22 protein-coding genes and 2 tRNA genes are annotated in these 22,888 nt (G+C 67.2%); 11 read left to right on the top strand and 13 right to left on the bottom strand.

What is annotated here, in order from left to right:
• The 4 genes from ACN22W_RS05675 to ACN22W_RS05660 form a co-directional block, all read right to left on the bottom strand.
• Positions 1 to 990 carry a beta-ketoacyl-ACP synthase III gene (locus ACN22W_RS05675; protein WP_419686653.1) on the bottom strand — a complete coding sequence of 330 codons (990 nt, stop codon included), beginning with the start codon at positions 988 to 990 and terminating at the stop codon, positions 1 to 3.
• The gene (gene plsX / locus ACN22W_RS05670) at positions 991 to 2,097 is read right to left on the bottom strand and encodes a phosphate acyltransferase PlsX (RefSeq protein WP_419686652.1); all 1,107 of its coding nucleotides are present in this window, start codon (positions 2,095 to 2,097) and stop codon (positions 991 to 993) included.
• Between the two features lie 129 nt (positions 2,098 to 2,226).
• Positions 2,227 to 2,406, bottom strand: a complete 180-nt coding sequence (gene rpmF / locus ACN22W_RS05665) for a 50S ribosomal protein L32 (protein WP_047900174.1) — start codon at positions 2,404 to 2,406, stop codon at positions 2,227 to 2,229.
• 98 nt (positions 2,407 to 2,504) lie between these two features.
• Positions 2,505 to 3,143, bottom strand: coding sequence for a YceD family protein (locus tag ACN22W_RS05660; RefSeq protein ID WP_419686650.1), 639 nt, complete (start codon positions 3,141 to 3,143; stop codon positions 2,505 to 2,507).
• Between the two features lie 230 nt (positions 3,144 to 3,373).
• Between ACN22W_RS05660 and ACN22W_RS05655 the strand changes: the two genes are divergently transcribed.
• Together ACN22W_RS05655 and ACN22W_RS05650 are read left to right on the top strand one after the other, a co-directional pair.
• On the top strand, positions 3,374 to 4,006 hold the full coding sequence (locus tag ACN22W_RS05655; protein ID WP_193097910.1) for a Maf-like protein: 633 nt from the start codon (positions 3,374 to 3,376) through the stop codon (positions 4,004 to 4,006).
• Positions 4,003 to 4,725 carry an SAM-dependent methyltransferase gene (locus ACN22W_RS05650; protein ID WP_048249558.1) on the top strand — a complete coding sequence of 241 codons (723 nt, stop codon included), beginning with the start codon at positions 4,003 to 4,005 and terminating at the stop codon, positions 4,723 to 4,725. The genes ACN22W_RS05655 and ACN22W_RS05650 overlap by 4 nt, the downstream gene beginning before the upstream one ends.
• Positions 4,726 to 4,776: 51 nt before the next feature.
• Here the strand turns inward: ACN22W_RS05650 and ACN22W_RS05645 are convergent, their stop codons facing one another.
• The 4 genes from ACN22W_RS05645 to ACN22W_RS05630 are packed head-to-tail and all read right to left on the bottom strand — an operon-like array spanning position 4,777 to position 7,849.
• Complete coding sequence (locus tag ACN22W_RS05645) at positions 4,777 to 5,769, bottom strand: S49 family peptidase (protein WP_129514056.1); 993 nt, start codon at positions 5,767 to 5,769, stop codon at positions 4,777 to 4,779.
• A 12-nt stretch (positions 5,770 to 5,781) separates the two neighbouring features.
• Positions 5,782 to 6,183, bottom strand: a complete 402-nt coding sequence (locus ACN22W_RS05640) for a Rieske (2Fe-2S) protein (protein ID WP_048249560.1) — start codon at positions 6,181 to 6,183, stop codon at positions 5,782 to 5,784.
• Positions 6,180 to 6,839 carry an HAD-IA family hydrolase gene (locus ACN22W_RS05635; RefSeq protein WP_048249561.1) on the bottom strand — a complete coding sequence of 220 codons (660 nt, stop codon included), beginning with the start codon at positions 6,837 to 6,839 and terminating at the stop codon, positions 6,180 to 6,182. Before ACN22W_RS05635 ends, ACN22W_RS05640 begins: the two co-directional genes overlap by 4 nt.
• A gap of 5 nt (positions 6,840 to 6,844) precedes the next feature.
• Positions 6,845 to 7,849 carry an RluA family pseudouridine synthase gene (locus tag ACN22W_RS05630; protein ID WP_129514054.1) on the bottom strand — a complete coding sequence of 335 codons (1,005 nt, stop codon included), beginning with the start codon at positions 7,847 to 7,849 and terminating at the stop codon, positions 6,845 to 6,847.
• 721 nt (positions 7,850 to 8,570) lie between these two features.
• On the opposite strand from ACN22W_RS05630, the gene ACN22W_RS05625 reads away from it, so the two are divergent.
• The 6 genes from ACN22W_RS05625 (at position 8,571) to ACN22W_RS05600 (ending at position 15,834) form a co-directional block, all read left to right on the top strand.
• Complete coding sequence (locus tag ACN22W_RS05625; RefSeq protein WP_419686649.1) at positions 8,571 to 11,729, top strand: Rne/Rng family ribonuclease; 3,159 nt, start codon at positions 8,571 to 8,573, stop codon at positions 11,727 to 11,729.
• A 131-nt stretch (positions 11,730 to 11,860) separates the two neighbouring features.
• Positions 11,861 to 12,973, top strand: a complete 1,113-nt coding sequence (gene moaA, locus ACN22W_RS05620) for a GTP 3',8-cyclase MoaA (protein WP_419686648.1) — start codon at positions 11,861 to 11,863, stop codon at positions 12,971 to 12,973.
• Between the two features lie 35 nt (positions 12,974 to 13,008).
• Positions 13,009 to 13,626 carry a molybdenum cofactor guanylyltransferase MobA gene (mobA, locus tag ACN22W_RS05615; RefSeq protein WP_193097906.1) on the top strand — a complete coding sequence of 206 codons (618 nt, stop codon included), beginning with the start codon at positions 13,009 to 13,011 and terminating at the stop codon, positions 13,624 to 13,626.
• Positions 13,627 to 13,738: 112 nt separating this feature from the next.
• Positions 13,739 to 15,037, top strand: coding sequence for a gephyrin-like molybdotransferase Glp (glp, locus tag ACN22W_RS05610; protein ID WP_419686647.1), 1,299 nt, complete (start codon positions 13,739 to 13,741; stop codon positions 15,035 to 15,037).
• 39 nt (positions 15,038 to 15,076) lie between these two features.
• Positions 15,077 to 15,352 (top strand): hypothetical protein, encoded by a 276-nt coding sequence (locus tag ACN22W_RS05605; protein WP_006476519.1) that lies wholly within the window; start codon positions 15,077 to 15,079, stop codon positions 15,350 to 15,352.
• Positions 15,349 to 15,834 (top strand): N-acetyltransferase family protein, encoded by a 486-nt coding sequence (locus ACN22W_RS05600; RefSeq protein WP_419686645.1) that lies wholly within the window; start codon positions 15,349 to 15,351, stop codon positions 15,832 to 15,834. Before ACN22W_RS05605 ends, ACN22W_RS05600 begins: the two co-directional genes overlap by 4 nt.
• Before the next feature lie 90 nt (positions 15,835 to 15,924).
• On the opposite strand, the gene rmuC is transcribed toward ACN22W_RS05600, so the two are convergent.
• From rmuC to pncB, 5 genes are all read right to left on the bottom strand, one after another.
• The gene (gene rmuC, locus ACN22W_RS05595) at positions 15,925 to 17,403 is read right to left on the bottom strand and encodes a DNA recombination protein RmuC (protein WP_419686644.1); all 1,479 of its coding nucleotides are present in this window, start codon (positions 17,401 to 17,403) and stop codon (positions 15,925 to 15,927) included.
• Positions 17,400 to 18,389 carry a 2-hydroxyacid dehydrogenase gene (locus ACN22W_RS05590; RefSeq protein ID WP_412022232.1) on the bottom strand — a complete coding sequence of 330 codons (990 nt, stop codon included), beginning with the start codon at positions 18,387 to 18,389 and terminating at the stop codon, positions 17,400 to 17,402. Before ACN22W_RS05590 ends, rmuC begins: the two co-directional genes overlap by 4 nt.
• Before the next feature lie 81 nt (positions 18,390 to 18,470).
• On the bottom strand, positions 18,471 to 19,901 hold the full coding sequence (locus ACN22W_RS05585; RefSeq protein WP_412022233.1) for a sodium:proton antiporter: 1,431 nt from the start codon (positions 19,899 to 19,901) through the stop codon (positions 18,471 to 18,473).
• Between the two features lie 43 nt (positions 19,902 to 19,944).
• Entirely contained in the window at positions 19,945 to 20,607 is a 663-nt protein-coding gene (locus tag ACN22W_RS05580; protein WP_129514045.1) for a LutC/YkgG family protein, read from the bottom strand.
• An 88-nt stretch (positions 20,608 to 20,695) separates the two neighbouring features.
• Entirely contained in the window at positions 20,696 to 21,895 is a 1,200-nt protein-coding gene (gene pncB / locus ACN22W_RS05575) for a nicotinate phosphoribosyltransferase (protein WP_343494990.1), read from the bottom strand.
• Between the two features lie 319 nt (positions 21,896 to 22,214).
• On the opposite strand from pncB, the gene fdxA reads away from it, so the two are divergent.
• From fdxA to ACN22W_RS05560, 3 genes are all read left to right on the top strand, one after another.
• Positions 22,215 to 22,538, top strand: a complete 324-nt coding sequence (fdxA, locus tag ACN22W_RS05570; RefSeq protein ID WP_034183076.1) for a ferredoxin FdxA — start codon at positions 22,215 to 22,217, stop codon at positions 22,536 to 22,538.
• A 96-nt stretch (positions 22,539 to 22,634) separates the two neighbouring features.
• Positions 22,635 to 22,710 (top strand) — tRNA-Asn (locus ACN22W_RS05565).
• Between the two features lie 70 nt (positions 22,711 to 22,780).
• A tRNA-Asn gene (locus ACN22W_RS05560) sits at positions 22,781 to 22,856 on the top strand.
• Positions 22,857 to 22,888: the final 32 nt, after the last annotated feature.

Below are 22,888 nucleotides of genomic sequence, written 5' to 3'. Positions count from 1 at the left end.
TCAGAAGCGGAAGACCGACGCGCCCCAGGTGAAGCCGCCGCCGACGCCTTCGATCAGCACGTGCTGGCCGCGCTTGATACGGCCGTCGCGCACCGCGGTGTCGAACGCCAGCGGGATCGACGCGGCCGACGTGTTGCCGTGCTGGTCGACCGTCACGACCATGCGTTCCTGCGGCAGGCCGAGCTTGCGACAGGTGCTGGTCATGATGCGGATGTTGGCCTGGTGCGGAATCAGCCAGTCGATCTGCTCGGGCGCGAGGTTCGCCTTCGCGAGCGCCTCGATCGCCACCTTCTCGAGCACGTTGACCGCGAGCTTGAACACGGCCTGCCCGTCCATGTACAGGAACGCGCTGCCTTCGATCACGCCGCGATTAACGTTGCCCGGCGTGCAAAGGATATGCGAATAGCTGCCGTCCGCGTGCAGCGCGCTGCCGAGGATGCCCGGCTCTTCCGACGCGGACAGGATCACCGCGCCCGCGCCGTCGCCGAACAGCACGCAGGTCGAGCGGTCCTTGAAGTCGAGAATGCGCGAGAACGTCTCCGCGCCGACCACGAGCGCCGTGCGGTGCTGGCCGCTGCGGATGAAGCTGTCGGCCGTCGCCATGGCGTACGCGAAGCCCGAACACACGGCCTGCACGTCGAATGCGGCGCCGCCGTTCTTGATGCCGAGCTTGTTCTGCAGCAGGCACGCGGTGCTCGGGAACACGAAATCGGGGGTCGAAGTCGCGACGATGATCAGGTCGATCGACTGCGGATCGATTCCGGCCGCTTCGATTGCGCGACGCGACGCCTCGAGCGCAAGATCGCTCGTCGTGACGTCGGGTGCGGCGAAATGGCGCGCATGGATGCCCGTGCGCGCAACGATCCACTCATCGCTCGTCTCGATGCCTTCCTTCGCAAGACGATCGGTCAGCTGCTGGTTCGTGACGCGGTCGGGCGGCAGGTAGCTGCCCGTGCCGAGCACGCGGGAATAGAGAGTCGATTGGGCCATTTATGCTTTAGAGGATAGCGCAGCGGAAGGTTCGGCGTGATGGCCTGCGGCCGGGCTCGCCTGGCCCGCGCCGCCCGCGTTGTGTTCGCCGTCGCCGAGCGACACCGAATTATCCGCCATCGCACGCGTGAGGCGCTCCAGCACGCCGTTTTTGACGGCATCATACCCGCGTTTGATTGCCCACTCAAACGCGTAGGCATCGGCCGAACCATGGCTCTTGATCACGAGGCTCTTCAGCCCCAGCAGCGCCGCGCCGTTGTACTGGCGGTGATCGACGCGCTTCTTGAAACGCATCAGGACAGGCAGCGCGAGCAGCGCCATCAGCTTCGACATCAGCGAACGGCCGAACTCCTCGCGGATGATGTCGGACAGCATCTGCGCGAGCCCCTCGGACGTCTTCAGCGCGACGTTGCCGACGAAGCCGTCGCACACGATCACGTCGACGGTGCCCTTGTAGATGTCGTTGCCTTCCACGTTGCCGCGGAAATTCAGCGTGCTGGCGCGCAGCAGTTCACCTGCGCGCTTGATCGTCTCGTTGCCCTTGATGACCTCTTCGCCGATGTTCAGCAGGCCGATCGTCGGCCGCTCCTTGCCTTCGAGCGCGGCCACGAGCGCGTGCCCCATCTCCGCGAACTGCAGCAGGTGCTGCGGCTCGCAATCGACGTTCGCGCCGAGGTCCAGCATCATCGTGTAGCCGGTCGGGTTCGGCAGCGCGAACGCGATCGCGGGCCGCTCGATGCCGGGCAGCGTCTTGAGTACGTAACGGGAAACGGCCATCAGCGCGCCGGTATTGCCGGCGGAGATGCAGGCCTGCGCCGCGCCGTCCTTGACGTGGTTGAGCGCGACACGCATCGAAGAATCCTTCTTCTTGCGCAGCGCCACTTCGACAGGGTCGTCCATCGCCACGACTTCGGTGGCGGGCACGATGGTCAATGCGGGATCGTCGAGGGCTTTCAGCTTTTTCAGCTGGGCGCGGATTGCGCTTTCGATGCCGACGAGCATCAGGTGCGCATCGGGATGCGCGCGGACGAACTTGACTGCCGCGGGAACGGTCACGGACGGGCCGTGGTCGCCTCCCATGCAATCGATAGTGAGCTTTACGGTCATGGAATGCGACGAATTTCAGGCACAAAAAAGCGGCAGTTGAATGCCGCCTTTTTGTTGCGCCAGGAAAGTGTCAAGCGAACCAGTTGTCACGCGAACGGCGAACGTAGCGCGCAACGCGTGACTTGACGCTTAGTCGTTCTTCGTCTTGACGACTTTCTTGCCGCGATAGTAGCCGTTCGGGCTGACGTGGTGACGCAGATGCACTTCACCCGTGCTCGGCTCGACTGCCAGCGGCGACGCCGTCAGGAAATCGTGCGAACGATGCATGCCGCGCTTCGACGGCGACTTCTTGTTTTGCTGGACTGCCATGACTAACTCCTAAATAATTTTCCGGATTCTAACACAGCCCGATCCGGCGCTTAACTACCCTGGCCCAAAGCCCTTACGCCTTCCCGCGCCACAACTGCTTAGTGTTTCTTGGTGCCGTCACCGTCCTTCTTCAGCGCTTGCAGCGCTGCGAACGGATTCGGCCGTTTGCCTTCGCCCTCGGCTTCGCCGGACTCTTCGCCCGCCTCTTCCTCAGGACCGCTCGCACCCGACACGAGGCTTTCGTGAACTGCCGGGCAAACCTCGTGCTTGGGCACGAGCGGCAACGAAAGCAGCAATTCCTCTTCGATCAAGTCGACGAGATCGAACTGGCGTGAGCCCACGATCACATCGGCTTCATCGTCGTCGAGCGGAAATTCTTCAGCTTCTTCTTCGGTCGCGACGACCCGGTACACCATGTCGACGCCGAACGTCTGGTCGTACGGCGTCACGCAGCGCTGGCACGTGAGCCATGCATGGCCATGTACCGCGAGGCGCAGATACGGCTGCTGCCCATCGGCGCCGTCGTCCTGCAACTCTTTCTGGGTGAACCCTTCCGCCTGCCACGTGAAGACCGTGTCGCGATCTGGCGCGTCCATCGGCACTTCGTTTAACATGCGCGGCAGTTGCGAAAGGTGCACCGCACCTGCTGCCTGCCGCCCGCTGCGGGCGAATTCGAACAGGTCGACTGCGTGCGGATCAAGTGGTGCCGCAGCAGGTTTGCCAGAAGAAGTGTTCATGTGCGCTCCTGCCTACAGGCTGACTTGCGAATCCGGCTTGGCGCCGCTCACGTACGGCTCATCCGCGGATGACGTACTTTACTTCCGAAGACCCGACAGGCGCCACCAACACGGAAGCCTGTCGACGAAAAGCGGGAAAGCATACCTGTTTTACCTTTTGCGGTCAATCACTTAAGCTTGCGTCCGCGCAACGCCGCACAACACCTCACGACTCACCGATCCAACCGACCATGCCGGAAACCGTTTGCCGCCTGCCGCGGCTGATTCTTGCCTCCAGTTCCCGCTACCGCCGCGCGCTCCTCGAGCGCCTCGGTGTACCGTTCGACGTCGTGTCGCCCGACCTCGACGAAACCCCGCTCGACGGCGAAACACCCGCCATGACCGCCCTGCGCCTCGCCGGCGCGAAAGCGCGCGCCGTCGCCGCGACGATCGACGCGCCGGACGGCGTGCTCGTGATCGGGTCGGACCAGGTCGCGACCTTCGACGGGCTTCAGATCGGCAAGCCCGGCACGCACGAGCGTGCGCTCGCGCAACTCGTGTCGATGCAGGGCCGCGAAGTCGAATTCCACAGCGCGCTCTGCCTGTACGACAGCCGCACGGGCGAAGCCCAGGTCGAGGACGTCGTCACGCGCGTGCGTTTCCGCACGCTGTCCGAGGCCGAACTCGACGCGTACCTGCGCGCGGAGACGCCATACGACGTGGCCGGCAGCGCGAAGTCCGAAGGGCTCGGCATCGCGCTGCTCGACGCGATCGACTCGGACGACCCGACCGCGCTCGTCGGCCTGCCGTTGATCGCGCTCACGCGGATGCTGCGCGCCACGGAATTCCCTTTGTTTGCAACCAACCGTGGAGACCGCGCATGACGGCCGGCACGCTTTACCTCGTCCCGAACACGCTCGGCGAAGGCGACGAATCGATGCTCGCCGCCGTGCTGCCCGCGGCCGTTCAGGCACGCGCCGGCACGCTCGGTTATTACATCGGCGAAAACGCGAAAACGACGCGTGCGTTCCTGAAGAAGATCGGCACGACGCGCCCGATCCAGGAAATCGAGATCAGCGAGCTGAACGTCAATACGCCGGCCGGCCAAATCGACCGGCTGCTCGCGCCCGTGCTGGCCGGCGCGGACGCCGGTCTCGTGTCCGAGGCCGGCTGCCCGGCCGTCGCCGACCCCGGCGCACTGCTGGTTCGCCGCGCGCACGAGCGCGGCGTGAAGGTCGTGCCGCTCGTCGGACCGAGTTCGATCCTGCTCGCGCTGATGGCGTCAGGCCTGAACGGCCAGAGCTTCGCGTTCAACGGCTACCTGCCGGTCGACGCGGCCGCACGCGCGAAACGCCTGCGCGAACTCGAGCAGTTGTCGCGCAAGGCGCGCCAGACGCAGATCTTCATTGAAACGCCATACCGGAATCAGGCGATGCTCGACACACTCGTCGCGACTTGCGCGCCGTCGACGCAGATCTGCGTCGCGGCCGACCTGACCCTCGCAACCGAGACGATCGCGAGCCGCACCGTGGCGGACTGGAAAAAGGCGCCTGCACCCAATCTGCACAAGCGCCCCGCGATCTTCCTGCTGCTCGCGAACTGACGCCACGGCCGGCGGCTGACGCGCGGGCCATGGCGGCCCGCCGGCCGCCGCTCAGCGCAAGTTGAACGACGCGCCGCCGGCCGTGAGCGCCTTCATCGCGGCGCCGCCAACGGCCGCGCCGAACTTGCGCGCAACGCGGTTCGTCAGGCTTTCCTTCACCGTGTAGTCGACGAGATCGGGCGCTTTCAGCACGTCGCGCGCGACCGTGTCGGTCGTGCCGTAGCCGTCGGCGAGCCCGAGCTCGACGCTCTTCTCGCCGGTCCAGAACAGGCCCGAGAACATGTCGGGCGTCTCGTGCAGCCGCTTGCCGCGGCCATCCTTCACGGCCTTGATGAACTGCGCGTGCACCTGGTCGAGCAACGCCTGCGCATGCGCGTCCATCTTCGGCGTCTCCGGCGAGAACGGATCGTAGAAGCCCTTGTTTTCGCCCGACGTATGCAGGCGCCGCTCGACGCCGAGCTTGCCCATCAGCCCCGTGAAGCCGAAACCGTCCATCAGCACGCCGATCGACCCGACGATGCTCGCCTTGTCGACGAAGATCTTGTCGGCCGCGGCCGCGATGTAATAACCGCCCGACGCGCACATGTCGGTCACGACCACGTACAGCGGCTTGTCCGGGTGCTTCGCGCGCAGCCGCCGGATCTCGTCGTAGACCATGCCGGCCTGGACCGGACTGCCGCCCGGGCTGTTGATCCGCAGCACGACGCCGGCCGTGCCGTCGTCGTCGAACGCGGCGTCGAGCGCCGTGTTGATGTCATCGGCGTTCGCGTTGACGCCGGCCGCGATCTCGCCGTCGATCGTGACGAGTGCCGTATGCCGGCCGCTCGACGAAAATTTCGAATCGCTCGAGAAATCGATCAGCGCGAACGCGAACAGCACGAACACGCCGAGGAACGCGAAGCGAAAGAAGATCTTCCAGCGACGCGCGGCGCGCTGTTCCTTGACCGCCGCGAGCGCGATCCGCTCGAGCGCCGCGCGCTCCCAGTTCGGTTCGCGGCTGTCGGGACGGGAGGAGGATTCCGGGGAATTCGGTTGGTCGGCCATGCAATATTGTCGTTAGTCGGTCGTAGCGGGAACGGCGGGACGCAGGTCGGCGTCGGGCACCCAGAATACCGCACGCCCGTCCGGCGTGTCGCGCTCGTCGACCTCGACCGGCCGCAGGCGGGCGCCGCGGCACGGGCCGCCGACGCACTTGCCGGTATCCGGCGCATAGATCGCGCCGTGCGTCGCGCACATCAGGTAGAGGCCCGACGACTCGAAGAACTGCCCTTCGGCCCAGTCGAGTTCCATCGGCACGTGCGCGCAGCGGTTCAGGTAGCCGTAGGCGCGACCGTCGTAGCGCACGAAGAACACGACGGCCTGCTCGCCGCGCAGCGTCGCGTCGACGCGCACGCCGGCGCCGCCGTCGGCCAGCGCGTCCGATGCGCACACGCGCACGGCGTCCGGTGCCGCGCTCATGCGTGCTCCCGCAGCCACGCAGCCAGCGCGACGACGTCCGGCGCGACGAAGCGCGGCGTGAGCGCCGCCAGCGCATCGGCCGTGTGCGCGCCGTACGCGACGCCGACGCCGGCCGCTCCGGCGCTCGCGGCCATCTGCAGGTCGTGCGTCGTGTCGCCGATCATCACGGTACGCGACAGATCCTGCCCCAGTTCCCGAGTCAGTTCCTGCAGCATCGCCGGATGCGGCTTCGAGAACGTCTCGTCCGCACAGCGCGTCGCATCGAACAGGCTCGTCAGCTTCGACTGGTCCAGCACGCGATTCAGCCCGACCCGCCCCTTGCCGGTCGCGACGGCGAGCAGGTAGCCCGTGTCGCGCAACTCGGCGAGCAGTTCGCGCACGCCGGCGAACAGCTCGATGCGCTGGTCGTCGAGCAGATAGTGAAAGCGGTAGCGCTCGGCCAGCCGCGGATAGTCGGACGGATCGAGGGTCGGAGCGGTAATCTGCAGCGCATCGCGCAGGCCGAGGCCGATCACGTAGCGCGACGCCTCGTCGGACGGCGTGGGCAGGCCGAGATCGCGGCATGCGGCCTGGATGCTGTGCGCGATGTGCGCAGTCGAATCCATCAGCGTGCCGTCCCAGTCGAAGACGATCAGGTCAAATTGCTGTCGAGCCATGCGGTTCAGGCGGTATCGCGCAGTGCGCTGAGTTGGTCGAGAAAGCGCCGGCATTCGTCCGGCAGCGGCGCATCGAACTGCAGTGCCTCGCCGGTCAGCGGATGAGCGAGCCGCAGCCGGTATGCATGCAGGAACATCCGTTTCAACGACGGCTGCGCGTTCGCGCGTGCCAGCGCCTTGTTCAATGCGAAATCGCCATACTTGGCGTCGCCGGCGATCGGCAGGCCGAGATGCGCGAGGTGCACGCGGATCTGATGGGTCCGACCCGTTTTGAGTTCCGCTTCGACGAGCGCGTAGTCGGGCCAGCGGTCGATGAGGTTGAACACCGTATGCGACGGCAGCCCGTCGTCCTGCACGCGCACGCGGCGCTCCCCTTCCGGGGTCGAATACTTGAACAGCGGCACCTTCACCGCGCGACGGCGGCCCCAGTCGGACTGCCATTCGCCGTGGCCGCAGGCGAAGTAGCGCTTGTCCATCCGGTTCTCGCGGATCTGTTCGTGCAGGCCCACGAGCGCCGTGCGCTTCTTCGCGAGCATCAGGATCCCGGAGGTCTCGCGGTCGAGCCGGTGCACGAGTTCGAGGAATTTCGCGCGCGGGCGCGCCTGGCGCATCTGCTCGATCACGCCGAACGCGACACCGCTGCCGCCGTGCACCGCGACCCCGGCCGGCTTGTTGATGACGAGCATCGCATCATCCTCGTACAGCACGTCGAAATTCGCGGGCGGCACGACCGGCGTGTCGGCGCGCGCGAGGTCCGCCGCCGCCACGCGCACCGGCGGCACGCGGACGATGTCGCCGTCCGCGAGGCGATACTGCGCATCGACCCGGCCCTTATTCACACGCACTTCGCCACTGCGGAGGATCCGGTAAATATGGCTTTTCGGCACGCCCTTACAGACGCGCAACAGGAAGTTGTCGATCCGCTGACCGGCCGAGTTTTCGTCGATCTGGATCATCGATACCTGGCCGCTTGCGACCGAATTCTGGGATATTTTGCCTAACTCATTCATACTGAATATAATTTTGCCCAGCCTGACGTTGAGGGTGGCCTGATCGGCCGGCCCCGACCGAGTCGGGCAAGGCGCAAGCGGAAACCGTTATTTTACTTGCGCCGGGGGTCCGCTGCTCGCCCCTAATCAAAGAGATGCAGCAAGTTGCACGCACGGCGCCGACCGTCGGCAAGGATCGCGCCCACAGGCGGATTCGGTCGGCAAGGCGCCGCGGTAACGGAAAGTTGGTTGAAAAGAATTTGATCGGCAGCCCGACGGCGCGAAGTGCGTCCGCAGGCTGCAGGTTGCGAAAATTACGGCGTTGCGCCCGATTTGGCCCCGCGAAGCGTGCGGGGCTTGGCGACGTCAAACCAGGGAAGTACACCCCAAGCGGGAAAGTCGGGCTGGATTCGATACTCCCCGCTGCGGCCCAAGCCGCAGCATCTGCCGCCCGTCGGCGCGCGCGACGCATTGCGCGCGCCCGTGGCAATGCCCGGACTCAGGCTTAGCGCGCTTTTGCAGCGTGCGGTGTGTGAACGCCGTGCTTTGAAGCCGTATTCGCAGGTGCCCTACGGCCGCCGGCCCCGTCTATCGGGCCCAAGCGCCTCTTCAGGCAATTCTCCCCGCCATCGTTCCCGCTCCAGCGTGCTTGTGACAACACAACAAGGTGCGGCCTGCCGTCGTTCCCGCTCTCGCGACTGACAACCGCGAAGCGCCGGCGCGGAGCTGCCTGGAGTCGTTCATGAAACGCATGCTGTTCAATGCGACGCAGCAGGAGGAGCTGCGCGTCGCCATCGTCGATGGGCAAAAGCTCATCGATATCGACATCGAAACAGCCGGGCGCGAACAGCGCAAAGGCAATATCTACAAAGGTGTCATCACCCGCATCGAGCCGTCGCTCGAAGCGTGCTTCGTCAACTACGGCGAAGATCGCCACGGTTTCCTGCCGTTCAAGGAAGTTGCCCGCCAGTACTTCAAGGAAGGCATCGACATGCGCTCCGCGCGCATCCAGGATGCCCTGCGCGAAGGTCAGGAACTGATCGTCCAGGTCGAGAAGGAAGAGCGTGGCAACAAGGGCGCCGCCCTCACGACCTTCATCTCGCTCGCCGGTCGTTATCTGGTGCTGATGCCGAACAATCCGCGCGGCGGCGGTGTGTCGCGCCGGATCGAGGGTGACGAGCGCCAGGAACTGCGCGAGACGATGTCGCAACTGCAGATTCCCGACGGGATGAGCATGATCGCCCGTACCGCGGGCATCGGCCGCAGCGCCGAGGAACTGCAGTGGGACCTGAACTACCTGCTGCAGCTGTGGCGCGCGATCGAAGCGGCATCGCAAAGCGGCAATTCCGGCCAGCCGATGCTGATCTACCTGGAATCGAGCCTCGTGATCCGCGCGATCCGGGACTATTTCCAGCCCGATATCGGCGAAATCCTGATCGACACGACCGAGATCCACGATCAGGCCCGTGCGTTCATGGACATCGTGATGCCGGACAACGTGTCGAAGGTGAAGCGCTACCACGACGACGTGCCGCTGTTCTCCCGCTTCCAGATCGAGCACCAGATCGAAACGGCCTACTCGCGCACGGTGCCGCTGCCTTCCGGCGGCGCGATCGTGATCGACCACACCGAAGCGCTCGTCGCGATCGACGTGAACTCGGCGCGCGCGACCAAGGGCGCGGACATCGAGGAAACGGCAACCCGCACGAACCTCGAAGCGGCCGACGAAGTCGCCCGCCAGCTCCGCCTGCGCGACCTCGGCGGCCTGATCGTGATCGATTTCATCGACATGGAATCGGCGAAGAGCCAGCGCGAAGTCGAGCAGCGCCTGAAAGACGCGCTCAAGCATGACCGCGCCCGCGTGCAGATGGGCAAGATCTCCCGCTTCGGCCTGATGGAGCTGTCGCGCCAGCGTCTGCGCCCGGCCCTGTCGGAAGGCAGCCACGTGACCTGCCCGCGCTGTAACGGCACCGGCCACATCCGCGATACCGAATCGTCCGCGCTGCAGGTCCTGCGGATCATTCAGGAAGAAGCGATGAAGGAAAACACCGCGGCGATCCACTGCCAGGTGCCGGTCGAGGTGACCGCCTTCCTGCTCAACGAAAAGCGTCAGGAAATCAACAAGATCGAGTCGCGCTTCAAGGTCGGCATCGTGCTGATCCCGAACAAGCACCTCGACACGCCGCACTACAAGCTCGAGCGCCTGCGCCATGACGACGCGCGCCTCGACGATCCGCGCGCCTCGTGGAAGATGGCCGAGGAAGCGGCTCGCGAACTCGAGTCGGAAACCGGCTACAGCAAGCGCACGGCCGACGTGAAGCCGAAGCAGGAAGCCGCGGTCAAGGGCATCACGCCCGAGCGCCCGGCACCGACCCCGGCACCGCAGCGCCCGGTCGAGCCCGTTGCGGCGCCCGCACCGGTCGCCGCGGCAAGCGGCGGCTTCATCGGCTGGCTGAAGGGCCTGTTCGGCGTGTCGTCGGCTCCGGCGCCCGCACCGGTTGCTCCGGCACCGGCGAAGGAGCAGACAGCCCGTCCGGCGCGCGAGCGTACCGAGAAGACCGAGCAGCGCGGCGGCGATCGCAACCGCAACCGTCGCGGCGGCGCCCAGCAGGCACAAGGCGGCCGCGACCAGGCCGCGGCAGGCCGTGGCCAGCCGCAACGCCTGGAACGCGAAGGCAAGGAAGCGCGCGAACCGCGTGAAGGCCGTGAACCGCGCGAGGCCCGTGAACCGCGTGAAGGTCGCGAGAACCGTGAGGGTCGTGAAGGCCGCGAGGGACGCGAAGGTCGCGAGGGCCGTGGCCAGCGTGAAGGCCGCGAACCGCGCGAGCCGCGTGAAAGCCGTGAGCCGCGCGAACCGCGTGAGAACCGCGAACCGCGCGAGCGTGCCGAGCAGCCGGAAGCCGTCGACGCAGCCGGCCGTGGCGAGCGCCAGGAACGCGGCGAGCGTCGCGAGCGCGGCGAACGCCGCAAGCCGACCCAGCATGCGGCCACGCTCGAGACCGTCACCCGTGGCGAAAACCATCCGGAATCGGAAGCCGACAAGGCTGTCGCGGAAGCGCTGCCCGGCGCCGACCTGACCGCCGACGCGGAAGCCGTCGCGCGTGACGGCGAGGAACGTCGTCGTCGTCGTCGCGGCCGCCGTGGCGGTCGTCGCGAGCGTGACGAAGACGGCGCACTCGTCGACCAGGCCGAGCAAGGCACGGATGGCGAAACCGCAGCGCAAACCGTGACGCCGGCAGCACCGGTCGCCGCCGAACCGGCTCACACGGCCGCACCGGCAGTCGTCGCGGCCGTGGCCGCGGCAGGCGCCGTCGCCGTCGAAGCAGCGGTCGAGCACCATGCCGAACCGGTCGCACCGGCCGCGGTCGAGCCGCAACCGGCACCGGTACACGTCGAAGCGGCTCCGGCCGCTCCGGTCGAGCCGGTCGTTGCAGCCCAAGCTGCAGAACCGGCACCGGTCGCACCGGCCGTCGATACGGAAGCCGGTCCGGCCCCGGTCGCGGTTTCGCCGACCGACGCGTTCGAAGTGCCGGCAGTGCCGATCGCTGTCGAGGCGCCGCAGTCCGCGCCCGTCGAGCAAGCCGCACCGGCGGTGACGATCGAAGCCGCTCCGGTGGCTGTCGAGCCGGCACCGGTCGAAGCGGCGCCGGTCGAGGCCGTTGCAGCACCGGTACCGGCACCGGCTCCCGCGCAACCGGCCGCCGCGCCCGCTTCGGCGAGCCTGGATGTCGTGCTGGAGCAGGCCGGTCTCGTCTGGGTGAACACGGACGCCGACAAGTTTGCCGCTGCGCAAGAAGCCGCGTCGCGACTCCCGCGTCCGGCCCGCGTGCCGCGCGAACGCAAGGCGCTGCCGGCGGCCGATTCGGCCCCGATGCAGCAGGTCGAAACGACGCACCACTAACCGGCGCATCGCCCAACCAGGAAAAGCCCGCCTCCGGCGGGCTTTTTCACGTCCGCGCTGCGGGTTTCCGCCCACCGGTCCGGTCGGCCGCTTGCGGCTAAAATACAGGTCTGGCTCGCACTTCTTTCAACATGTCCCGACGCATCATTCCTCTCGCCGACGTCAGCGGGATGCCGGACGTCTCCGGCGTCGCGCATGCCCCTGACGGCACGCTGGCCGACACGTTCGCCAGGCCGCTGCGCGACCTGCGCATTTCGGTGACAGATCGCTGCAACTTCCGCTGCGTGTACTGCATGCCGCGTGCCGTGTTCGACAAGGACTACCCGTTCCTGCCGCACAGCGCGCTGCTCACGCACGAGGAAATCGAACGCGTGGCGCGACTCTTTGTCGCACATGGCGTCGAGAAGATCCGCATCACGGGCGGCGAACCGCTGCTGCGCAAGAATCTCGAATTTCTGATCGAGCGCCTCGCGCGCATGACGACGCACGACGGCCGCCCGCTCGACCTGACGCTGACGACCAACGGCTCGCTGCTCGCGCGCAAGGCGCGCGCGCTGAGGGACGCCGGCCTCACGCGCGTGACGGTCAGCCTCGACGCGCTCGACGAAACGCTGTTCAAGCGCATGAACGATGCCGAGTTCGCGAGCGCCGACGTACTCGACGGCATCTTCGCCGCCCAGGCCGCGGGCCTCGCGCCGATCAAGGTCAACATGGTCGTGAAGCGCGGCACCAACGACAGCGAGATCCTGCCGATGGCCGAGCGTTTCCGCGGCACCGGCGTGGTCCTGCGTTTCATCGAATACATGGACGTCGGCACGTCGAACGGCTGGAACATGACCGAGGTGCTGCCGTCGGCGGACGTCGTCGCACGCATCGCCGAACATTTCCCGCTCGTGCCGCTCGAGCCGCACACGGCGGCCGAAACCGCGCAGCGCTGGGGTTATGCGGACGGCAGCGGCGAGATCGGCGTGATCTCGAGCGTCACGCAGGCCTTCTGCGGCGACTGTACGCGCGCGCGGCTGTCGACCGAAGGCAAGCTGTACCTGTGCCTGTTCGCGTCGACGGGTCACGACCTGCGTGCGCTGGTGCGCGGCGGCGCGAGCGACGCCGAGATCGCGACCGCGATTGCGCGCATCTGGCAGGCCCGTACCGACCGCTATTCGCAACTGCGCGGCAGCGCGTCGGCCGAAGCCGCCCCCGACGGCACGGCCAAGCGCGTCGAAATGTCGTATATCGGCGGCTGACGCACACCGCCCGTTCCCCTTTCCGCGTTCGCCCGATGCCCGCTTCCGCCTCTCCTTCGATCGCCGGCCTGCTGCTCGCAGGCGGGCGCGCCACGCGCATGGACGGCGTCGACAAGGGGCTGCAGCTGCTCGACGGCACCCCGCTCGCACTGCACGTGCTGCGCCGGCTCTCGCCGCAGGTCGACGAGACGCTGATCAGCGCGAATCGCCATGCCGACCGTTATGCCGAACTCGGCGCGCCGTTCGACGCGCGCATCGTGGCCGACGAAACGCCCGACTTCCCCGGCCCGCTCGCGGGCCTGCTCGCCGGCATGCGGGCGGCGCGCGCGCCGCTCGTCGCGTGCTCGCCGTGCGACACGCCCTATCTGCCCGCCGACCTCGTCGCGCGGCTGCATGCGGCGCTCGACGCGCAGCAGGCCGACGTCGCGATGGCGGTGACCGTCGACGCACAGCAGACGCGCTCGCCGCAGCCGACGTTCGCGCTGCTGCGCACGTCGCTGGCCGACGATCTCGCCGCCCGGCTCGCGGCCGGCGACCGCAAGGTGCGTGCGTGGTACGCACGCCACAAGACGGTCGAAGTCGAGTTTCACGACGAGCGTGCGTTTTACAATGCCAACTCCTGGCAGGAACTCGCCGCGCTGGCCCGCCGCTGACGGCCCCGCACCGTTCCCGCCCGGCCGCCCACCGCACGCGAAACCCGCGCCCAGGCATCCTCCTCGCGCCACCGGCCACGAACCCGATACGCCTTGCGGCGCAGTCCGACTGATGATCACGCAATCCTCGCCCGCTTCCCGATCCGCACCCGATTCCGATGCTCCGCTGTCGCTCGACGACGCGCGCTCGCTCGCGTGCCGCTTCGCGGTGCCCGTCGATGCGTGCGACACGGTGACGCTGCGCGATGCGCTCGACCGCGTACTCGCGGCCGACGTGAACGCACCGTTCGACATCCCCGCGTACGACAACTCGGCGATGGACGGGTATGCGTTCGACGGTGGCGCCGGCGCGTACGCGTCGCCACCGGGAGATGTCGCGCTGACGGTCGCCGGTACCTCGCTCGCCGGCCATCCGTTCGACGGCGCCGTGGCGGCCGGCTCATGCGTTCGCATCATGACGGGCGCACCGATGCCGGCCGGGTGCGACACGGTGATTCCGCAGGAACGCGTGCGCGTCGACGGCGACACGATCCGTTTCGCCGCGCACGACGTTGCGCGCGGCGCGAACTGCCGCAAGGCCGGCGAGGATCTCGCGCGCGGCGCCTGCGCGCTCGCCGCGGGCCGCATCCTGCGGCCGGCCGATCTCGGCCTGCTCGCGTCGCTCGGCATCACCGACGTCACGGTACGCCGCCGCGTGCGCGTCGCCGTATTCTCGACCGGTGACGAACTGCGCGAGCCCGGCGAACCGCTCGGCCGCGGCGCGCTGTACGACAGCAATCGCGGGATGCTGATCGCGATGCTCGAAAGGCTGCACGTCGACACGGTCGATCTCGGGATCGTCCGCGACGATCCGGCCGCGCTCGAAGCCGCGTTGCGCGACGCCGTCGCCGCGCAGGCCGACGCGGTGATCACGTCGGGCGGCGTATCGGTCGGCGAAGCCGACTTCACGCGCGACGTGATGGCACGGCTCGGCGACGTGACGTTCGCAAGCCTCGCGCTGCGGCCCGGCCGGCCGCTCGCGTGCGGCACGCTCGCACGTGCGGCCGACGGCGCCGGTCACGCGCTGTTTTTCGGGCTGCCCGGCAATCCGGTCGCATCCGCCGTGACGTTCTACGCGATCGTGCGCCCCGCGCTGCTGACGCTGGCCGGCGCGCAGACACCACCGCCGGCGATGTACACGGCCATCAGCACGCAGGCGCTGAAGACGCGTCCGGGCCGCACCGAATACCTGCGCGGCATCGCGACGCGCGCCGCCGACGGCTGCTGGCACGTCGCGCCGGCCGGTTCGCAGAGTTCCGCGTCGCTGAGCGGCCTCGCGGCCGCCAACTGTTTCATCGTTCTGGGCCACGATACCGCGGCAGTCGACGCGGGCGCCCCGGTCGACATCCTGCCGCTCGACGGCCTGATCTGAATTCCACAATCGGTATATCTCTACGGGGGCAATCCGCACATGAAAAAACAAATCTCGTCCATCGCCGCGGGACAGACCGCGAAGGCGCTGATCCTCGTCTACCTGACGTTCAGCGTACCGATCGTGCTGCTCGGCATTCTCGTCGCGTATATCCGCTACGGCATGGTCGAACTGAGCACGATCCTGAGCGCGCTGCTGCTGAACGCGATCCTCGGCTTCGTGCTGCTGTGGATCGCATGCCACGCATACAACTGGGTCGCGTCGCGCTTCGGCGGCATCGAGATCGTGCTGTCCGATCCGCCGGAGGAAGCGTGAGCGACACGCCGCTGATCCGCACGGCCGACGCGCGCGACGTCGGCGCGATCCTCGCGCTGATGCACGAGCTGGCCGAGTTCGAGAAGCTCACGCACCTGTTCGTCGCGACCGAAGCGGACCTCGCCGACGCGCTGTTCGGCGAGCGGCCCGCGGCTGAAGCGCTCGTTGCCGAGCGCGGCGGCGCGATCGTCGCGTATGCGCTGTTCTTCCACAACTATTCGACGTTCCTCGGCCGTCGCGGCCTCTATCTCGAGGATCTGTACGTGCAGCCGTCGCAGCGCGGCACGGGCCTCGGCACCGCGATGCTGCGTCGCCTCGCGGCACTGGCCGTCGAGCGCCGCTGCGGGCGCTTCGAATGGTCGGTCCTCGACTGGAACCAGCCCGCGATCGATTTCTACGAAAAGATGGGCGCAACCGTGCTGCCCGACTGGCGCATCGTTCGCGTGACGGGCGACGCGCTGGACACGCTCGCCGGTCATTGAGCGCGGGCCGGCCGCACCGGCGATCGCTTCAAAGGAAAACGGGCGCCGCGGCGCCCGTTTTGTCTTTCCAGCCGGTGTCGGCAACGCGCGTCACGCGTCGTCCGCATCGGCGCCATCGGTGCCTTCCTCGCCGAGCAGCCCGGCCGCCGTGTCGCCCGGCAGCGCCTCGACCTGCTTCAGCTTGCGGTTCATCACGCGCGTGCGCTGCTCGGCGGCCTCGATCGAACGCGTGACCGTTTCGAGCTGCGACTTCGTGCGCGCGAGCACGTCGCCGAACTTGCCGAACTCCGTCTTTACCGCGCCGAGCACCTGCCACACCTCGCTCGACCGCTGCTCGATCGCAAGCGTACGGAACCCCATCTGCAGACTGTTCAGCAGCGCGGTGAGCGTCGTCGGCCCGGCGATCGTCACGCGATAGTCGCGCTGCAGCAGATCGGTCAGCCCCGGGCGGCGCAGGATTTCCGCGTAGAGCCCCTCGGTCGGCAGGAACAGCAGCGCGAAATCGGTCGTGTGCGGCGGTGCGACGTATTTCTCGGCGATCGTGCGCGCTTCCAGCCGCACGCGCGCCTCGAGCGCACGGGCCGCCTCCTCGACGGCCGCCGCATCGGCACGTTCCTGCGCATCGATCAGCCGCTCGTAGTCTTCGCGCGGGAATTTCGCGTCGATCGGCAGCCACACCGGCGGCGCATCGCGCGTGCCGGCATCGCGGCCCGGCAACCGGATCGCGAACTCGACGCGCTCGGTGCTCTTCGGCACCGTCGCGACGTTCTTCGCGTACTGGTCGGGCGTCAGGATCTGTTCGAGCAGCGCCTCGAGCTGCACTTCGCCCCAGGTGCCGCGGGTCTTCACGTTGGTCAGCACCTTCTTCAGGTCGCCGACGCCCGCCGCGAGCGTCTGCATCTCGCCGAGCCCGCGATGGACCTGCTCGAGCCGGTCCGATACGAGCTTGAACGATTCGCCGAGCCGGTGCTCGAGCGTCGCGTGCAGTTTCTCGTCGACCGTGCGGCGCATTTCCTCGAGCTTCGCCGCGTTGTTGGTCTCGATTTCCTTCAGCCGCTGTTCGAGCGTCGCGCGCACCTCGCCGATCCGGCGGTCGTTCGCCTCGGTCAGCTGCGTGAGCTGCCGGTTCAACGTATCGCCGAACAGCCTGAGCGCGCCCGTCTGCTCCTCGCGCGCCTGCTGCGCCTGGCGCTGCACGCTCTCGCGCATCGCGTCGAACTGCTGCGCATTGCCGGCGACGAGCTTGCCGAGCTGCTGCGCGAAGCCCTCGATCTGGTTGTTCTGCACGGTCGCCACGCTCGTCAGCTGCGCGGCGAGCGTCTGCTGAAGCTGCGCGAAGCTGCCGGCCAGCTCGGTGCGCGAGCCGCGCGCGTTCTCGACGATCTCGCCGCGCAATTCGCGCTCAAGCCGCTCGACCGCACGCGACTGCGCATGCGCGGCGTCCTCGATCTGGTCGCCGAGGACCGCCACATCGTCGTGGCGGCCGCCGCCACGCACGAGCGCGACGATCGCCACCGCGAGCGCGATGGCCAGCACGACGACCGCCGCAAGCAACAACGTCATCGTCATGCGCGCGGCTTCCCGATCACGTCAGGGTTGATCGGATTCGGCGGCTGCCCCGCGCGCGGCCCCTCGCCCAGCGCGGCGATCAGGTTGTCGGCGGCAAGGTTCGCCATCGCGCGACGGGTCTTTTCGGTCGCGCTCGCGATATGCGGCGTCAGCACGACGTTCGGCACCTCGAGCAGCGCCGGATGCACGGCCGGCTCGCCTTCGTACACATCGAGGCCGGCCGCGGCGATCGTCCCGTCGCGCAGCGCGACGGCCAGCGCCGCGTCGTCGACGATCCCGCCGCGCGCGATGTTGGTCAGCGTCGCGGTGGGCTTCATTTTCGCGAGCTCGGCCGCGCCGATCGTGTGATGGTTCTCCTTCGTGTACGGCAGCACGAGCACGACGTGATCGGCGCGCGCGAGCAGCGCATCCTTCGACACGTATTCGGCATTCAGCTCGGCCTCGATCTCGGGCGCGACCCGCGACCGGTTGTGATAGATCACCTGCATCCCGAAGCCGCGCGCGCGACGCGCGAGCGCCTGGCCGATGCGGCCCATCCCGATGATGCCGAGCGTCGATCCGTAAATGTCGCTGCCGAGAAAACCGTCGTACGCCCACTTCTGCCAGTGGCCGGCACGCAACCAGTGTTCGGATTCGGCAATACGGCGCGCGGCAGCCATCATCAACGCCCAGCCGAAATCGGCGGTCGACTCGTTCAGCACGTCGGGCGTGTTGGTACCGAGCACGTTCGCCGCGTTGAACGCGGCCATGTCGAAGTTGTTGTAGCCGACCGCCATGTTCGCCACGACGCGCAGGCGCGGCGCCGCCGCGAGCGCCGCCGCGCCGACCGGGTCGCCCGCCGTCAGCGCGCCGTCCTTGTCGGCCAGACGCGCGGCGAGCGCGTCGGCGGCAAGCGCGTCGCCATTGTTCCAATCGACTTCGAAATACTGCTCGAGCCGTTCGATCACGTCCGGAAAGATCGGACGCGCGACCAGAATCTTCTGCATCGCCATCTCCGCATGCAGCAGGCCCGTCGCGGCACGCCGTGCGCCGCCGCGATCGCCCGCGCGAGGTTGAAAATCGTCAGCTTACGCCGGGAAGAAAAGCCACGACGTCAGCAGGAATACGGGTATCAGCACGACGAGCGCCCAGCCGAGATACGCGAAGAAGCTCGGCATCTTCACGCCGCGCGATTCGGCGATCGCCTTCACCATGAAGTTCGGCGCATTGCCGATATAGCTGTTTGCGCCCATGAACACCGCGCCCGCGGAAATCGCGGCGAGCGTCGAGGCGCCGGTCGTCATCAACGTCTGTGCATCGCCGCCCGCGAGGTTGAAGAACACGAGATAGGTCGGTGCGTTGTCGAGAAACGACGACAGGATGCCGGTCGCCCAGAAGTACATCGCGTCGATCGGCTTGCCGTCCGGCCCCGTGACGAGATGAACGATCTGCGCGAACGCGCCGTCCGCGCCCGCGCGCAGGATCACGATCACCGGCGCGATCGTCACGAAGATTCCCGCGAACAGCTTCGCGACTTCCTCGATCGGCGCCCAGTTGAACGCGTTGCCCTCGCGCGCCGAACGTGGCGTCAGCGCGAGCGACGCGAGCGTCACGACCACCAGCGAGACATCGCGCGCAAGGTTCTGCAGTGCGACGTGCGTGCCCCACACGTCGAACGTGATGCCCGGCTTCCAGATGCCGCTCATCAGCACGAGGGCGACCACGGCCAGCAGCAGCACAAAGTTGATCTTGCCGTCGATCGACAGCGCCGCGCCGTCGGGCGTCGGATCGAGCGCGGCCGGCCGCTCCTCGCCGCCCTTGCGGTAGAAGTACGTATCGAGCGCGAAGAACAGTGTGAGCAGCACGACGCAGATGAACAGCATCGGCAGCGCGAGATGCGTGGTCGTCCAGAAGAAGCTCACGCCGTTCAGGAAACCGAGGAACAGCGGCGGATCGCCGAGCGGCGACAGCGAACCGCCCGCGTTCGCGACGAGGAAGATGAAGAAGATCACGACGTGCACGACATGCTTGCGGTTGTCGTTGGCGCGCAGCAGCGGCCGGATCAGCAGCATCGCGGCGCCCGTCGTGCCCATCACGCTCGCGAGCAGCGTGCCGAGCGCGAGGATCGCAGTGTTCAGCTTCGGCGAGCCGTGCAGGTTGCCGTTCACGCAGATGCCGCCCGCGACCGTGTAGAGCGCGGTGAGCAGCACGATGAACGGGATGTATTCCTCGAGCAGCGCATGCACGAGCGTGCCGAACGCGGTGCCCGCGCCGAAGGCGAACGCGAACGGGATCAGGAACACGACCGCCCACCCGGCTGCGATCTTGCCGAAGTGGTGATGCCAGAACACCGGGGCGACGAGCGGGAACAGCGCGATGGACAGCAGGATCCCGGCGAACGGGATGCCCCAGAGCGCGGACAGCGTGGCACCGTCGAGCGTGGCGGCCGATGCGAGCGCAGGAACGGCGCCAAGCGCGATTCCCGACGCCATGCCCGCCCAGGCGGCATGTCGTTTCATGCAGAACTTCCTTGTTCGAGTGGTAGTGGATGCTGCGGGTGCGTCATGCGCCCCGTACGACGATCGCGTGAACGCGGTACGGGCCGTGCGCGCCCAGTACGATGGTCTGCTCGATGTCGCCCGTGCGCGACGGGCCCGACACGAAATTGACCGCGCGCGGCAATTCGCCGTGCTCCGTGCGGATCAGCGCGAACGCGTCTTCATGACCGGCAACGATCCGCGACGCGGGCACGATCGCGATGTGCGTCTCCGGCAGCAGGCCGGCCGACGCGTAGGTATCGGGGCCGGACAGCAGCACCAGCGAGCCCGTTTCGGCGGTCGCGCAAAAACAGCCGGTGAGGCCGACGAGATCGCCGTCGCGCGGCTTGCGGCATTCGACCGACAGGCCTGCGCCCGCCCAGTCGAGATCGGCCAGCGTGCGCCATGCGATGGCCTGCATCGGCAGGCCGTGAGCGGAAAGATAACGCGCGGCGGCGGCGGGTGCGTCGGCAAGCGTCGCGACTTCGTCGACCGTCGTCGACAGACGCGCGGCTTCTTCGACGAATGCGGCGACGAGATCGGCCGGCGCCGGCGGGCGCGGACCTTGCGGATGACGGGCGAGATAGTCGGCGACGCCGTCGTGCTCCGCTGCGTCGGGTTCGGCCGCGCGCCCCTGCGCCGCGCGGATGCGCGCGAGGATCTGGCGACGGGCAGCGGAAGTGTCCATGAACGGTCCTCGTGACGTTGGCGGGCGATACCGTCGGATTATACCGGCCGCCCTCGCCGCGCCGCAGCTTTGGCCGTCCGGCCGACGCTCACTTCGACGCGTCTTCCTCGACCGGCTGCGCGATGCCGAACACCTGGCGCAGGTACGCGAGATACGCCTTGTCGTCGCACATGCTCTTGCCCGGCGAATCCGACAGCTTCGCGACCGGCTGGCCGTTGCAGCGGACCATCTTGATCACGATCTGCAGCGGCACGTAGCCGAGATCGTTGGTGAGGTTCGTACCGACGCCGAACGCGAGCTTGCAGCGGCCGCGGAATCGTTCGTACAGCTGCATGACCTTCGGGATGTCGAGCGCGTCCGAGAACACCAGCACCTTGGTGCGCGGGTCGCAACGGTTCGCCTCGTAATGACGCAGCATCCGCTCGCCCCACTCGAACGGATCGCCCGAATCGTGGCGCGCGCCGTCGAACAGCTTGCAGAAGTACATGTCGAAGTCGTTCAGGAACGCATCCATCCCGTAGACGTCCGACAGTGCGATCCCGAGGTCGCCGCGGTATTCCTTCGCCCACATCTCGAAGCCGTAGATCTGCGAATCGCGCAGCCGCGGGCCGAGCGCCTGGCACGCCTGCAGGTACTCGTGAGCCATCGTGCCGAGCGGCGTGATGTCGTGCTTCATTGCGTACAGCACGTTGCTCGTGCCCGCGAACTGCGGGCCGAGGCCGTCGCGCAGCGTGAGCGCGACCTCTTCGTGCCAGACCTTCGAGAAGCGCCGGCGCGTACCGTAGTCGGCGATCTTGCAGTCGGCGAACTCGGGTTTCGCGCCGAGCAGCTTGATCTTCTCGCGCAGTCGCTCGCGGCCTTCGCGATAGTCGGGCTCGCGCTGCGTGTTGCGGAAATAGACCTCGTTGACGATCGCGAGCACCGGGATCTCGAACAGGATCGTGTGCAGCCACGGCCCCGTGATCTCGATGTCGATCTCGCCGTTGCCCTTCGGCGACGGCGTGATCGAGATGTACTTTTCGTTCAGGTGGAACAGCGCGAGGAAGTCGACGAAATCGCTTTTGATGAAGCGCATCCGCCGCAGGTAGTCGAGTTCGACGTCGGTAAAACGCAGCGAGCACAGGCCGCGCACCTCGTCGCGGATCTCGTCGATGTACGGCACGAGATCGACGCCGGGCGTGCGGCACCGGAAACGGTATTCGACGCTTGCAGCGGGAAAGTGATGCAGGACGACCTGCATCATCGTGAACTTGTAGAGATCCGTGTCGAGCAGCGAAGTGATGATCATGTTTACGGCACCGCCAATATCGTGACAGGGCCCCGGCGCACCACGCGCCGCCCGGTCTGTCGGCCATGTTACCCGAATGCGTGCCCGACCATCGGGAAACCGCCTGCCGCCTTGTCGCGCCGGCGCACGGTGCGCGGGTTCCCGGTGGCGCGCCCCTTCGGCCCCTAGGCGGCCCCCCCCTGGGCGGGTCCCCATAAACTAATCACGAAACGATATAAGCCGGATAGCCGACCACGCCATGCGGGTTTTGCGCTTCAGTTACAATGCCGCTTTTGGCGCAAACGCCACCCCATATATACCGCCAAGCAGGAGCGTTTTAATGACTCACGTTGTGACCGAAGGCTGCATCAAGTGCAAATACACGGACTGCGTGGATGTGTGCCCGGTGGATTGCTTCCGTGAAGGTCCCAACTTTCTCGCCATCGATCCGGACGAGTGCATCGACTGCGCCGTGTGCGTCGCCGAATGCCCGACCAATGCGATCTATGCCGAAGAGGACGTTCCGGGCGACCAGCAGCAGTTCACCGAGCTGAACGCCGAGCTGGCAAAGGGCTGGCCGTCGATCACGAAGACCAAGCCGGCACCGGCCGATGCGGACGAGTGGAAGGACGTGCAGGACAAGCTGCACCTGCTCGAGCGCTGATCGCGCGGCGGCCGCAGAAATTTTTTGTTCGCTGCGGCCCAAAAGTATTGACAGGTTAGCGAACACTCCATACAATCTCGTTTCTCTGCTGTTTGTTCCCCGATAGCTCAGTCGGTAGAGCGCCGGACTGTTAATCCGTAGGTCCCTGGTTCGAGCCCAGGTCGGGGAGCCAAAAACGCAAATGCCCGTTGAAATTGAACGGGCTTTTTGCTGGTGACGCAAACGCAGATGTACCGATTTATTCCCCGATAGCTCAGTCGGTAGAGCGCCGGACTGTTAATCCGTAGGTCCCTGGTTCGAGCCCAGGTCGGGGAGCCAGACAGCGAAAGGCCCGTCATTCGACGGGCCTT

It is taken from the genome of Burkholderia theae (assembly GCF_048565265.1).
Classification (GTDB): Bacteria; Pseudomonadota; Gammaproteobacteria; order Burkholderiales; family Burkholderiaceae; genus Burkholderia; species Burkholderia theae.
This window is presented reverse-complemented; position numbering and strand designations above follow the sequence as displayed.